This window comes from Citromicrobium bathyomarinum (genome assembly GCF_021021475.1).
Taxonomy (GTDB): Bacteria; Pseudomonadota; Alphaproteobacteria; order Sphingomonadales; family Sphingomonadaceae; genus Alteriqipengyuania; species Alteriqipengyuania bathyomarina.
The window spans coordinates 57,030-69,739 of record NZ_JAINWL010000004.1 but is presented as its reverse complement, the minus strand read 5'-3'; the positions used below and the strand labels follow the sequence as shown (position 1 = coordinate 69,739).

Below are 12,710 nucleotides of genomic sequence, written 5' to 3'. Positions count from 1 at the left end.
AAATTCTATGACCGGGTTCGACATCATCGTGCTGCTGATCGTCGCGGTGGCCGCTGCGGGCGGCTTCATGCGCGGCTTCGTTCAGGAAATGCTCTCGCTCGCCGCGTGGATTCTCGCGCTGCTCGCGATCCGGCAGTTCCACACGCAGGTGCAGGCGCTGCTCGAACCGCAGGTTGGCTCGGCGACCACCGCCGCGATCGTCGCCTTCGCGCTGCTGCTGCTGATCCCCTTCAGCGCGGTCAAGCTGATCGCATCGATGGTCGGCACCAGAGCGCGCGATTCGCTGCTCGGCCCGCTCGACCGGGTGCTCGGCTTCGGTTTCGGCGCGGTGAAGGGCGCGATCATCGTGGTGATCGGCTTCGCGCTGCTGGTGCTCGGCTATGATACGGTGTGGGGCGAAGAGGGCCGCCCGAACTGGATCGTCACCGCGCGGACGTACCCCTCGATCAACGCGGGCAGCGAAGCGCTGGTCGGCTATATCCACGATCGCCGTGCCGAAGTGCGCCGGGCGCGGTCGGAGGATGGTGGCCCCGTAACCGGCGACACAGCCAGCCAGTGACCAAGCTCTATACGCCCGAAATCCTCTCGCTCGCGGTCTCGCTGGCCGATTATCCGCGCCTGTCCGCGCCCGATGCCAGCGCAGAGGCACGCTCGCGCACCTGCGGCGGCACGCTGACGCTCGACCTCGTGCTTAACGCCGAAGATCGCGTGGAGGCGCTGGGCCTTGCCGTATCCGCCTGCGCGATCGGGCAGGCGGCGGCGGCGGTGTTCGCGCAAGCGGCGCAGGGCCGCACGGCGGAAAAGGTGCGCGCCAGCCTCAAGGAAATCGAGGCATGGCTGGCGGATGAGAACGCACAGCTCCCAGACTGGCCGGGCTTCGCCGTGCTGGAACCCGCACGCGCCTTCCCCGGACGGCAAGGCGCGATCCTGCTCCCCTGGAGGGCCGCGACAGACGCGCTTTGCAAGGCCGCGCAGCCGCGTTAGACCAACTCCATAAAACGGAGGGGGAAAATCGGAATATGAGCGCGTCCGCCGCAGCATCGGCCAACCGTGAGCCGACCGACAAGGAAATCCGGCTCGTCATCGCCGCCAGTTCGGCGGGGACGATCTTCGAATGGTACGATTTCTTCATCTACGGCACGCTCGCCGGGCTGATCGGCGCGGCATTCTTCCCCAGTGGTAACGAGACCCTGCAGATCCTGCTGGTGTGGGCAGGCTTTGCGGTCGGCTTCGGCTTCCGACCGCTGGGTGCGATCCTGTTCGGCTTTCTGGGCGACAAACTGGGACGCAAATACACCTTCCTCGTCACCGTCACGTTGATGGGCATCGCCACCGCCGGGGTCGGCCTGATCCCCGACGCGGCGACCATCGGGATTGCCGCACCGATCATCGTGATCGGCTTCCGCATCCTGCAGGGCCTCGCGCTGGGCGGCGAATATGGCGGCGCGGCGATCTATGTCGCGGAACACGCCCCGCCCGAGAAGCGCGGGTTCTACACCAGCTTCATTCAGGCGAGCGTGGTCGGCGGCTTCGTGCTGTCGATCATCGTGGTGCTGACCTGCCGCTGGCTGATCCCGGCGGAGGAATTCGCCGCCTGGGGCTGGCGCCTTCCCTTCCTGTTGTCGATCATCCTGCTTGGCATTTCGCTGTGGATGCGCCTCAAACTCTCTGAAAGCCCGGTGTTCAAGGCGATGAAGGAGGCGGGCGAGACCAGCGGCAATCCCTTCATCGAAAGCTTTACCTACCCCGGCAACAAGAAGCGTATCTTCGTCGCGCTGTTCGGCATCACCGGCGTGCTGACCACGATCTGGTACACCGCCTTCTTCAGCAGCCTGTCGTTCCTGCGCGGGCCGATGCGGGTGGACGAGAGCGTGGTCGAATGGATGCTGCTGGCAGGCGGGCTGATTTCGATGAGCTTCTATCTCGTCATCGGCCGCTGGTCGGACAGGATCGGGCGCAAGCTGCCGATCATTCTGGGCGCCGGGCTGTCGCTGGCGCTGCTGTTCCCGGTCTTCTGGGGGATGGGCCATCTCGCAAATCCGGGCCTGTCCGCCGCCGCCGAGCGTACGCCGGTGGTGGTGACGGGCCAGAACTGCACACCCGACCCCTTCGCCGAACTGTTCGGCCGCGAACAGACCGATTGCGGCAAGCTGCTCGACGCGCTGACCTCCAGCGGCGTGCGCTACGAGTTGCGTGAGGGCGGGGCGCTCGGGCTGTCCGTGGGCGGAGAGGCGCAGCCGCTCGATCCCGCGCTGTTCGCGCAAGGGCCAGCGCTGCGCGACGGCGTGCGCGACGCCTTGAGCGCCAAGGGCTTCGATTTCAGCACGCAGGTGCCGCCGGTCGCGAATATACTCGGCATTGTCGGCCTGCTGCTGGTGATGGGGATGCTCTCCGCGCTGACCTATGGCTCCGTCGCAGCGCTGCTGACCGAGATGTTTCCGCCGCAGATCCGCTATTCGTCGATGTCGATCCCCTATCACATCGGCGCTGGATACCTTGGCGGGTTCCTGCCGCTGATCGCGGGGATCATCGTCGCGCGCAGCGGGGATATCTACGCAGGCCTGTGGTATACGTGGATCGTGGTCGCTTTCGGCCTGCTTGTCGCATGGTGGGGCTTGCCGAGCGGGCCGCCACGTGATTTCGGGGATGCGTGAATACGCACCCGCAAACTCCGCCGCCCCCGACGCTCCGCCTCGCGATCGACACCGCCGCACTGGCGCATAACTGGCGCGCGCTCGACAAGCTGTCGGACAGTGCGCGGGCGGGCGCGGCGGTCAAGGCGGACTGTTACGGGCTGGGTACGCAGAATTGCGTGCCTGCGCTGGTCGAGGCCGGCGCGCGCGATTTCTTCGTCGCGCACTGGAGCGAGGTCGCACCCGTGCTGGACCATGTCGCACCGCAGCAGGTGGCGGTGCTGCACGGCGTGATGACCGGCGAGGAAGCGCGCTACGCCATCGCGACCGGGGTGCGCCCGGTGATCAACTCGCTCCATCAGGCGAAGGTGTGGCTCGATGCCGGAGGGGGCACGTGCAACCTGATGGTCGATACCGGGATCAACCGGCTGGGCCTCGCCCCCACGGAGCTGAGCGACCCGCTGCTCGCCCGGCTCGATGTGCAGGTGCTGATGTCGCACCTGTCCTCAGCGGAAGAGCACTCGGCGGCGAATGGCCACCAGCTGGCCGCGTTCCGCGCAGCACAGGCGCTGTTGCCGCACCGCGAGACGAGCATCGCCAACAGCGCAGGGATTGCGCTGGGCCGCGATTATAGCTGCGACCTCACCCGCCCGGGCCTTGCGCTCTATGGCGGGGTGCCGACGCCCGATCTTGCCGATCACATCCGCCAGGTCGCCTTCCCGCAGGCCGCGATCATCAATGTCCGCCGTCTCGAAGCGGGCGATGCGGTCGGCTACAACCGCGAATTCACCGCCAGCGGCCCGATGCGCGTAGGGACCGTCTCGCTCGGCTATGCCGACGGGTTCCTGCGAAGCTGGGGCGCGAAGGGCTTCCTGAGCCACCAGGGCCGCACGCTCCCGCTGCTGGGCAAGGTCTCGATGGATATGGTGGTGGTGGACCTCGCGCCGACACCCGAACTGGATGTCGGCGACTGGCTCGACGTGCCGTACCACCTGCCCGATGCTGCGCAGCATTCCGGCCTGTCGCAGTATGAATTGCTGACCACGCTCGGTCACCGGTTCGAACGTAGCGTCAAGGCGCATTGCCCAAGCGATGCTGCAAATGCTAAGGCCTGATGCTGCGCAGCATTCAGTACTGGAGCCCGGCACTCTTCATGCCTAACAAGAAATACACCGAGGGCGACACGATCGTCATCAAGAAATACGCCAACCGGCGACTCTACAACACCCATTCCTCAAGCTACATCACGCTCGAAGACCTGGCGAAGATGACGCGCGAGGGGCTGGAATTCACTGTGGTCGACGCGAAGAGCGGGGATGACATCACCCATTCCATCCTCACCCAGATCATCGTCGAGGAAGAGGCCAACGGAGAGCATATCCTGCCGGTCAGCTTCCTGCGCGATCTGATCTCGATGTACGGCAATTCGATGCAGTCGATGATGCCCAGCTATCTCGAAGCGAGCATGGCCAATTTCCGCGCCAACCAGGCGAAGATCGCCGAGGCGTGGCAGAGCGGCATGGCCGGCAACCCCTTCGCCAAGATGGCCGAGACCAACCTAGCGATGATGCGCGCCGCGACCGACGCCTTCACCGGGCAGGCCGGCGCAGGCAAGAAAGCACCGCGCGCCGAAAGCCCGTCTGACGAGACCGCGCAGGAACTCGCCTCGATGCGCGACCAGATGGCCGCGATGCAGAAAAAGCTCGACGAGCTGGGCAAGTAGCGCGACACCTGCCCGCTCAGGACGGGAAGGGATCCGTGATGCGAGGAATATCGATGGCGATGGGCGCGCTGCTCATCGTGGCAATGCCTGCCGGGCCAGTCGGCGCGCAGAACGACGGGCCGGTGATCCGCAACTACCAGATGGAGGGCGACCTCGAGAGCCCGAACGATATCGGCTGCATCCCGATCGATCAGGCAAGGCCCGCCTATAATCCAGTCGATCTCTACCGTGGCGCCGCCGCCTGTATCGCGCGCGAGGAATGGGACGACGCGGCCAGCCTGTTTGCGCTGGGCGGGGTCTATGGCCGCTACGACATGCGCCGCGTGTCCGACCGGACTGCACATCAGGCAGTGCTGGTCGCGCAGATGAGCGCGTTCGGCGATCTCGAAGAGGCGCAGCAGGCGAAGCTGTCCGAAACGGTCGGCCGCATTGCCGACGATCCGGAGGAACTGGGCGCGCTGTGCAGCGCGATCGCCGCGCTCGGCCCGCCGACCTATCAGCCGCGCTACATGTCGCGCCATGGGCTCGGCGCATTCACGGGCAACGAGGGAAGCGCGCCGGAGGGTTTCGACCCGCAGGCCACCTTCAAGGAAGTCATGACCGGCTTCCTCCACTGCCCGGCCGCCGAATAACGCCGGTCGAAGGCTTGGCGCGGGCCGATGCCTCGCCTATCGAGCCTGCCCTACCGATCACCCAGCCAACAGGACGCCATCACCGTGCCCGCAATCCGTCACGCCCTTTCCGTCAAACGCGAAGACGATTTCGCCGCCTGGTATCAGGCCGCCATTGCCGACGGGCAAATGGCCGAGGAATCGGGGGTCCGCGGGTGCATGGTCATCAAGCCGTGGGGCTATGGCATCTGGGAACGGATCCAGCGCCTGCTCGACGACCGGATCAAGGCGACGGGGCACGACAACGCCTATTTCCCGCTGTTCATCCCGCTCTCCAATTTCGAGCGTGAAGCGGACCATGTCGAAGGCTTTGCCAAGGAAATGGCGGTCGTCACCCACCACCGCCTGATCGCGGACGGGAAGGGCGGGCTGATACCCGATCCCGAGGCCAAGCTGGAAGAGCCGCTGGTGGTGCGGCCCACGTCGGAAACGATCATCGGCGATGCGATGGCGCGCTGGGTGCAGAGCTGGCGCGACCTGCCGCTCAAGCTGAACCAGTGGGCCAACGTCGTGCGCTGGGAAATGCGCACCCGCATGTTCCTGCGCACCAGCGAATTCCTCTGGCAGGAAGGGCACACCGCCCACGCCACGCGCGAGGAGGCGAAGGACCACACGCTGACCATGCTCGAAGTCTATCGCGCGATGGCCGAGGACGATCTCGCGCTGCCGGTGATCGCGGGCGAGAAGCCCGAGCATGAGCGTTTTCCCGGCGCGGTCGAGACGTGGTCGATCGAAGCGATGATGCAGGACGGCAAGGCGCTGCAGGCGGGCACGAGCCACTATCTCGGCACCAATTTCGCCAAGGCCTCTGGCATCAAGTACCAGGCGCAGGAAGGCGGCGAGCAGTTCGCGCACACCACCAGCTGGGGCGTCTCGACCCGCCTGATCGGCGGCATCATCATGACCCACGGCGACGACGACGGCCTGCGCGTGCCGCCCAAGCTCGCGCCGTGGCAAGTCGTGATCCTGCCGATGCTGCGCGGTAACGACGACGACGCTGCGCTGATCGAATATTGCGAAGGCCTGCGCGCCACGCTCGCCGGGCAGCAGGCGCTGGGCGAACCGGTCCGCGTGCTGCTCGACACCAAGCCCGGCAAGCCCGCGCAGAAGCGGTGGGACTGGGTGCGCAAGGGCGCGCCCGTGATCGTCGAGGTCGGCGGGCGCGACATGGAGAACGGCGTCGTCACGCTGATCCGGCGCGACAATCTGTGGGACATGGAAACGGGCAAGCTCAACTCGCAGGCCCCGACCCGTGAGAGTGCGGGTGAGACGATTCCGGGCCTGCTGGGCGACATCCAGCAGGCGCTGTTTACCGAAGCCGCCGAACGCCGCGACGCGAATATCGCGACCGGCATCGACAGCTGGGACGGCGTTGTCGAGTTCTTCGCCAATAACGGCAAGTATCCCGGCTGGGTCGAGGTACAGTGGGCCAAGCCGACCGGCGATGCGCTGGAGCAGGTGGTCGAGAAGCTGAAGGATCAGAAGCTGACCGTGCGCAACGTACCGCGCGACACGGCGCCTGCCGACGGCACCTGCATCTTCACCGGAGAACCGGCGGTAGAGCGGATTTACGTCGCACGCGCATACTGATTTTTTTGGGGGAGAATTTCATGGGCAATGCGATCAGGCACGGATTTGCGAACCTGACGAACTTTGCGGGCCGCGACAGCCGCACGCTGTTCTGGTGGTGGGTGCTGCTGATCGTGGTCATCACCTTCGGTCTCAGCTTCATCTCGGGCATCGTCTTTACCGCCGGGGCGATGGGCACTGCGTTTCAGGGCGCGATGTCGGGTGTCGATCAGGATCAGCTCCAGATGGAGATGATGCGCAACATGGCTGGCAGCGTGGAAACGCAGGCATGGATCGGGGTGGCAATCTCGCTCATCGGGCTGGCGCTGCTGATCGCGTCTTTCGTGCGCCGGCTGCGCGATGCGCGCCTGCCGGTGGGAATCGCGATCATCCCCGTGCTGACGACGCTGTTCGCGTCCTATGTCAGCGTGGCGGCGGTCGACGATATCCGCGCCGCGATGATGAGCGACAACATGCAGACGATGAGCGATACTGCCGCTGCCAGCTCCGGCCTCGGACTGGTCGCCTATATCGGCTATCTGGTGGTGATCGTGTGCGGCCTGATCCCAAGCCGCAATGTCAACTGAAGCCGCATAGCGCGGCTCACAGATCGGGGGGCAGGGGGCGCGTGCGGGATAGCACCGCCCCTCCCATGCGTTTAGAGCCATGATATGGCCAAACGCGCAAAAAACCTCCCCAAAGGACTGCCCACCCAGAAGCAGGTCCTCGAATTCATCGAAACGTCTGACAGCACGGTCGGCAAGCGAGAGATCGCGCGCGCCTTCGGCCTCAAGGGGCAGGAGAAGATCGCGCTCAAGAAACTGCTGAAGGACATGGCCGAGGAAGGCCTGATCGACGGAAAGAAGACCGCCTTCCACCGGATGGGCGGACTGCCCAAGGTGACCGTGCTGCGCGTGGTCGAGCTGGACGATGGCGACCCGATCGCGGTGCCCGAGAAGTGGGAGCCCGACGACGGCGCCAAGCCGCCACGCCTGACGATCATCGAGAAATCGCGCGGGAAAGGCTCCAGGGGCATGCCCGCGCTCAAGGTCGGCGACCGGGTACTTGCACGGACGGAAGAGACGCCGCGCGGCTGGCGCGCGCATCCGATGAAGAAGCTCGCCCAGCAGACCGAAGGCCTGATCGGCGTGGTCGAGAAGGACGGTCGCGGCAAGTTCTGGCTCGCGCCGGTGGACAAGAAGGTCCGCAACTCCTCGCCCATTTCCGATGTCGGCACGGCAGAGGAAGGCCAGCTGGTCTCCGCCGAACCGGTCGGGCGCGGCACGCGTTCGGGCGTTCGCGTGACCGAAGTTCTGGGCGATCCGCTGGCCCCCAACAGCTTCTCCATGATCGCGATCGCCAAGCATGGAATCCCGCATGTCTTCCCCGAGGCCGTGCTGAACGAGGCGCAGCTGGCGGCCAAGCTGCCGGTGACCACGGACAAGCGCGAGGATTTGCGGGATGTGCCGATCGTCGCGATCGACCCCGCCGACGCGCGCGACCACGATGATGCGATCTGGGCCGCGCCCGACGAGAGCGAGGACAACGCGGGCGGCTTCCGTGCGATCGTCGCGATTGCCGATGTCTCGCATTACGTGCGCCCCGGCAGCGCGCTCGACCGCGAGGCAAGGAAGCGCGGCAACTCGGTCTATTTCCCCGACCGCGTCATCCCGATGCTGCCCGAAGTCCTCTCCGCCGATGTCTGCTCGCTCAAGTCGGGCGAGGATCGCGCGGCGATGGTGTGTCACATGACAATCTCGGCGGATGGCGAGCTGCTGAAGTGGCGCTTCACCCGCGCGGTGGTGCGGATCGCCGAGGTCATGGCCTACGAGGAAGCCCAGCGCCGGATCGATGACAAGGCTGGGGACGAACGGCTGGACAACCTGTGGAAAGCCTGGGGAGCGCTGTGGAAAGCGCGCGAGGCGCGCGACCCGCTGGACCTCGATCTGCCCGAACGGCAGGTGGTGCTGGACGACAAGGGCGGGATCGACGAAATCGTCGTGCGCGAACGGCTCGATGCGCACCGCGTGGTCGAGGAGTTCATGATCTCGGCCAATGTCGCGGCGGCCAAGGCGCTGGAGAGCAAGAACTCACCCGTCGTCTACCGCGTCCACGAACAGCCGAGCCGGGAGAAGCTGCTCGCGCTCAAGGAATATCTCTCCACCCAGGACAAGAAGCTGGCGATGGGGCAGGTGATCACGCCGACTTTGTTCAACCGCTTCCTCAAGGATGTGTCAGACGAACAGGAAAAGGCGCTGCTGATGGAGGCGGTGCTGCGCACGCAGACCCAGGCCTATTACGGGCCGGACAATCAGGGGCATTTCGGCCTCTCGCTCGGCAGCTACGCGCATTTCACCTCGCCGATCCGCCGCTATTCGGACCTGCTGGTGCACCGCGCGCTGGTCGATGCGTTCAAGCTGGAGCAGCCCAAGCCCCAAGGAAAGATGGCGTCGAAGCTGCCCGAGAGCAGCGGGCTCAGCGATGTCGATCGCGACGATCTGGGCAAGATCAGCGAGGCGATCAGCCGGACCGAGCGCCGCGCGATGGAAGCGGAGCGCGACACGATCGACCGCTACGTCGCCGCGTGGCTTTCCGGCCGGGTGGGCGAAACGTTCGAGACGCGCATCACCGGCGTGCAGAACTTCGGCTTCTTCGCCACCATCGTGGGGCTGGGGGGCGACGGGCTGGTGCCGATCTCCACCATCGGCGACGAGTATTTCCACTATGACGAAGCGGCCAAGGCACTGATCGGCGCGGATAGCGGCACGCGCTACGAGACCGGGCAGCGGCTCAAGATGAAGCTGGTCGAGGCCAATGCGCTGACCGGCGCGCTGCGCTTCGAAGTGCCCGGCGGCGATGCCTCCAAGGCGCGCGAAGGGCGTCCGCTGCGCAGCGGGCCGAAGGGGCCCCGCAAGGATGGTCCGCAGAAGGGCGGCCCCCGCAAGAACGGCGTGCGGAAGGACAAGGCGGGCAAGCACCAGGTCGGCAAGCGCGGCAGGCCGGGCAATATTCGCCACCAGGGGCGCGGCAAGAAGTAGCTTCAGGCGGAACGCGCCGCCGCGCGCTCCGTTCGCATGGGCAAAGGAGTAGATTGCCCATGCTGACCCCCGGCCAGAGCGTGCCCGACCTCGATCTGGAGCTGACGATAGACGCGCGCTTCCAGTTATCGAAGCAGACCCCCGAGAACTTCACCATGCTGGTGTTCTATCGCGGCAAGCACTGCCCGATCTGCAAGCGCTATCTCGAGGAGCTGGGCGGCAAGCTGGACAAGTTCACCAAGCTCGGTGTCTCGCCCTTCGCGATCTCGATGGACAGCCGTGAGCGCGCAATGGTCACGCACGAGGAGTGGAACACCCACGATCTGCCGCTGGCGCTGGGCCTGCCGGAAGAGCAGGCGCGCGAGTGGGGACTGTTCATCTCCGAAAAGCGCGAGGGAAGCGACGAGCCGGAGCGGTTTTCCGAACCCGGCCTGTTCCTGATCAAGCCCGACGGCACGCTCTATTTCGAAGAGGTGCAGAGCGCGCCCTTCGCGCGCCCGCCGCTCGACGAGATGATCAGCGCGATTCAGTTCGTGCTGGAGAACGATTATCCGGTGCGCGGCACCGCGAGCTAGGCAGCGATGGCATTGGCCACTCCCTTACGCGCTCGCGATCCGCTCGATATCCTCCATCGGCATCGCGCCGGGCAGGATCACCAGCGGGCAGGGCAGGCCGCCAGAATGGGCGGAGAAGTGCGTCACCAGCGGCCCCGGCGCACCGTCGCCCCCTGCGCCCAGCACCAGCGCGAGCACGTCCGGGTGGTCGGCCAGATAGTCGCGTACGATCCGGCTCGCCTCGCCCACCTTCACCGCAATCGCGGGCATCTTCCCGCTTTCGGAAAAGACATTGCCCGCCGCACTGGTCGCGATCGCTTCGGCCCGGTCGCGCGCTTCTTCCTCGATGGTCGCCTGCACGCCGCCGAAGGCGTTGAAGTTCTGCGGCTGCACGATCGCGAGGATCTGCACCGATCCCCCGCTCGACTGCGCCCAGTGCATCGCGAAACGCAGCGCTTTTCGCGCCTCTTCGGTTTCGTCGATAATGACCAGATATTTGCCCATTCGGATATCTCCCTGAGGCCAGCATTGGGCACAGATCGTGTGGTAGGGCAAGGTGCTTGCCCCCGCCAATCAAATTGGCCAAAGCGGCGCAAGACGCACACCGTGCCGCTACGGCGGGGGCCAATCTCCCGCACGACGCAAAGCTGACGCAACCGCAGGACACGCCATTTATGCCCACTCCGATCAAGATGCCCGCGCTTTCGCCGACCATGGAGGAGGGCACGCTTGCCCGCTGGCTGGTCAAGGTGGGTGACAGCGTGGCCGCCGGCGACCTGCTCGCCGAGATCGAGACCGACAAGGCGACGATGGAGTTCGAAGCGGTCGACGAAGGCACCATCGCCTCGATCGAGATCGACGAGGGGACCGAAGGCGTAGCCGTCGGCACCGTGATCGCGATGCTCGCCGCCGATGGCGAAAGCGTGGAAGACGCGGCGAAGGCTGCGCCGGGCGATAAGCCCGAGGCGAAGAAGGCCGAAGAAACCAAGGCCGACGATTCCGACAAGAAGAAGAGCGAGGCCCCGCCCGAACCGGCCAAGGCACAGCCGCGCGAGAGCGCCGAGCCGCAGAAGGCCCCCTCAAGAGACCTCGCCGCGCCCGAGAAGGACGGCGAACGCATCTTCGCTTCGCCGCTCGCGCGCCGCATCGCCGACCAGAAGGGTCTCGACCTCAGCGACGTCAAGGGCAGCGGCCCGCACGGCCGGATCGTGAAGGCGGACGTCGAAGGTGTCGAGGGCGGTCGCCCAGCGAACGAAGCGAAGCCCGGCGCGGTTGCAGGCTCTGCCAATACCTCGATGGATGGCGATGCGCCGTTCGAGGAGGAGAAGGTCTCCGGCGTGCGCAAGGTCGTCGCCAAGCGGCTTACCGCTGCCAAGCAGGAAGTGCCGCACTACTACCTCAGCGTGGACATCCGCCTCGACGCGCTGCTCGCCGCGCGTGCCGATCTCAACAAGATGCTCGAGGCAGAGGGCGTGAAGCTCTCGGTCAACGATCTGCTGATCAAGGCGCTGGCCAAGGCGCTGATGCGCACCCCGCAGGCGCATGTCAGCTTCCAGGGCGACACGCTGCACCGCTACAGCCGCGCCGACATCAGCGTCGCGGTTGCCTCGCCCAAGGGGCTGATCACGCCGATAATTCGCGGCGCGGATCGCAAGAGCCTCGCCGAAATCGCGACCGAGATGAAGGAACTCGCGGGCAAGGCGCGCGAGGGCAAGCTGCAGCCGCACGAATATCAGGGCGGCACCGCCAGCATCTCCAACCTCGGCATGTTCGGGATCAAGCAGTTCGACGCGGTCATCAACCCGCCGCAGGGCATGATCATGGCGGTCGGCGCGGGCGAGCAGCGCCCGTGGGTGATCGACGGCCAGATCGCGCCCGCCACCATCATGACCGCCAGCGGCAGCTTCGATCATCGCGCGATCGACGGCGCGGAAGGCGCGCAGCTGATGGAAGCGTTCAAGCAGATGTGCGAACAACCGATGGGAATGATGCTATGAGGATTGCGCTCGTCACGATTGCCACGCTGGGTCTCTCGCTCGCCGCGTGCGAGCGGGCGCCTGCCGACGGAAGCGCGGAAGAGCCCGCTCCGGAAGCGAACACTGAAGTCGTGACGCCAGCCGAGGCTGCGCCCTATGACGGGCCTATCCCGAAGCCGATCCGCGTGGGGCTGAGCGGCCCGAACTTGGATTCCTGCGCGAGCTATGGCGAGGTCTACGATCTGGAGTCCGGGGGCGAAACCTACCTCTCCGTTCGCGACGCGCCCAGCACGCAGGTCAAGGAACGCGACCGGCTCGATCCCGGCCAGGGCGTGCACATCTGCTCCGAAGATGGCGACTGGTTCGGCGTGGTCTACGACAAGGGTGACGAAGGCAAGGATTGCCAGGTCGACGAAACGCTCGACACCCCGCGCAACTACACCGGCCCCTGCGCGCAGGGCTGGGTCGAAGCCAAGTACGTGAACGTCACCGCAGGGTGACAGCAGGCAGCGCCCAATTCTCCTCTCCCCTCGCGGGAGAGGAACA

At 65.9% G+C, this 12,710-nt stretch carries 13 protein-coding genes; 12 read left to right on the top strand and 1 reads right to left on the bottom strand.

What is annotated here, in order from left to right; all coding sequences use genetic code 11:
- Nucleotides 1-7: 7 nt before the first annotated feature.
- From K7H93_RS14480 to K7H93_RS14435, 10 genes are all read left to right on the top strand, one after another.
- Nucleotides 8-559 (top strand): CvpA family protein, encoded by a 552-nt coding sequence (locus K7H93_RS14480; RefSeq protein ID WP_230784222.1) that lies wholly within the window; start codon nucleotides 8-10, stop codon nucleotides 557-559.
- Nucleotides 556-984, top strand: a complete 429-nt coding sequence (locus K7H93_RS14475) for an iron-sulfur cluster assembly scaffold protein (RefSeq protein WP_230784221.1) — start codon at nucleotides 556-558, stop codon at nucleotides 982-984. The genes K7H93_RS14480 and K7H93_RS14475 overlap by 4 nt, the downstream gene beginning before the upstream one ends.
- Before the next feature lie 35 nt (nucleotides 985-1,019).
- Nucleotides 1,020-2,654: an MFS transporter gene (locus K7H93_RS14470; RefSeq protein WP_230784220.1), complete on the top strand. Its 1,635-nt coding sequence runs from the start codon at nucleotides 1,020-1,022 to the stop codon at nucleotides 2,652-2,654.
- Nucleotides 2,651-3,748: an alanine racemase gene (gene alr, locus K7H93_RS14465; protein WP_230784219.1), complete on the top strand. Its 1,098-nt coding sequence runs from the start codon at nucleotides 2,651-2,653 to the stop codon at nucleotides 3,746-3,748. The genes K7H93_RS14470 and alr overlap by 4 nt, the downstream gene beginning before the upstream one ends.
- Nucleotides 3,748-4,356, top strand: a complete 609-nt coding sequence (gene phaR, locus K7H93_RS14460) for a polyhydroxyalkanoate synthesis repressor PhaR (protein ID WP_082400385.1) — start codon at nucleotides 3,748-3,750, stop codon at nucleotides 4,354-4,356. Before alr ends, phaR begins: the two co-directional genes overlap by 1 nt.
- 38 nt (nucleotides 4,357-4,394) lie before the next feature.
- Nucleotides 4,395-4,988: a hypothetical protein gene (locus tag K7H93_RS14455; protein ID WP_230784218.1), complete on the top strand. Its 594-nt coding sequence runs from the start codon at nucleotides 4,395-4,397 to the stop codon at nucleotides 4,986-4,988.
- Nucleotides 4,989-5,015: 27 nt separating this feature from the next.
- Nucleotides 5,016-6,617, top strand: coding sequence for a proline--tRNA ligase (gene proS / locus K7H93_RS14450; protein ID WP_230784217.1), 1,602 nt, complete (start codon nucleotides 5,016-5,018; stop codon nucleotides 6,615-6,617).
- 20 nt (nucleotides 6,618-6,637) lie between these two features.
- Nucleotides 6,638-7,183 (top strand): DUF805 domain-containing protein, encoded by a 546-nt coding sequence (locus K7H93_RS14445; RefSeq protein WP_230784216.1) that lies wholly within the window; start codon nucleotides 6,638-6,640, stop codon nucleotides 7,181-7,183.
- 84 nt (nucleotides 7,184-7,267) lie between these two features.
- Nucleotides 7,268-9,634 carry a ribonuclease R gene (gene rnr / locus K7H93_RS14440; RefSeq protein ID WP_230784215.1) on the top strand — a complete coding sequence of 789 codons (2,367 nt, stop codon included), beginning with the start codon at nucleotides 7,268-7,270 and terminating at the stop codon, nucleotides 9,632-9,634.
- 59 nt (nucleotides 9,635-9,693) lie between these two features.
- Entirely contained in the window at nucleotides 9,694-10,209 is a 516-nt protein-coding gene (locus K7H93_RS14435; RefSeq protein WP_230784214.1) for a peroxiredoxin-like family protein, read from the top strand.
- Nucleotides 10,210-10,233: 24 nt separating this feature from the next.
- Here K7H93_RS14435 and K7H93_RS14430 read toward each other — a convergent pair whose 3' ends face one another.
- Nucleotides 10,234-10,692, bottom strand: coding sequence for a universal stress protein (locus K7H93_RS14430; protein ID WP_230784213.1), 459 nt, complete (start codon nucleotides 10,690-10,692; stop codon nucleotides 10,234-10,236).
- A gap of 170 nt (nucleotides 10,693-10,862) precedes the next feature.
- Between K7H93_RS14430 and K7H93_RS14425 the strand changes: the two genes are divergently transcribed.
- The gene (locus tag K7H93_RS14425; protein WP_230784212.1) at nucleotides 10,863-12,185 is read left to right on the top strand and encodes a pyruvate dehydrogenase complex dihydrolipoamide acetyltransferase; all 1,323 of its coding nucleotides are present in this window, start codon (nucleotides 10,863-10,865) and stop codon (nucleotides 12,183-12,185) included.
- Complete coding sequence (locus tag K7H93_RS14420) at nucleotides 12,182-12,664, top strand: SH3 domain-containing protein (protein ID WP_230784211.1); 483 nt, start codon at nucleotides 12,182-12,184, stop codon at nucleotides 12,662-12,664. Before K7H93_RS14425 ends, K7H93_RS14420 begins: the two co-directional genes overlap by 4 nt.
- The last annotated feature ends 46 nt before the right edge of the window (nucleotides 12,665-12,710 follow it).

Coding starts and splice junctions, on each gene's coding strand:
- K7H93_RS14480 (WP_230784222.1), top strand. CDS start 8: ATGACCGGGTTCGACATCATCGTGCTGCTGATCGTCGCGGTGGCCGCT.
- K7H93_RS14470 (WP_230784220.1), top strand. CDS start 1,020: ATGAGCGCGTCCGCCGCAGCATCGGCCAACCGTGAGCCGACCGACAAG.
- phaR (WP_082400385.1), top strand. CDS start 3,748: ATGCTGCGCAGCATTCAGTACTGGAGCCCGGCACTCTTCATGCCTAAC.
- K7H93_RS14455 (WP_230784218.1), top strand. CDS start 4,395: ATGCGAGGAATATCGATGGCGATGGGCGCGCTGCTCATCGTGGCAATG.
- proS (WP_230784217.1), top strand. CDS start 5,016: ATGCCTCGCCTATCGAGCCTGCCCTACCGATCACCCAGCCAACAGGAC.
- K7H93_RS14445 (WP_230784216.1), top strand. CDS start 6,638: ATGGGCAATGCGATCAGGCACGGATTTGCGAACCTGACGAACTTTGCG.
- rnr (WP_230784215.1), top strand. CDS start 7,268: ATGGCCAAACGCGCAAAAAACCTCCCCAAAGGACTGCCCACCCAGAAG.
- K7H93_RS14435 (WP_230784214.1), top strand. CDS start 9,694: ATGCTGACCCCCGGCCAGAGCGTGCCCGACCTCGATCTGGAGCTGACG.
- K7H93_RS14430 (WP_230784213.1), bottom strand. CDS start 10,692: ATGGGCAAATATCTGGTCATTATCGACGAAACCGAAGAGGCGCGAAAA.
- K7H93_RS14425 (WP_230784212.1), top strand. CDS start 10,863: ATGCCCACTCCGATCAAGATGCCCGCGCTTTCGCCGACCATGGAGGAG.
- K7H93_RS14420 (WP_230784211.1), top strand. CDS start 12,182: ATGAGGATTGCGCTCGTCACGATTGCCACGCTGGGTCTCTCGCTCGCC.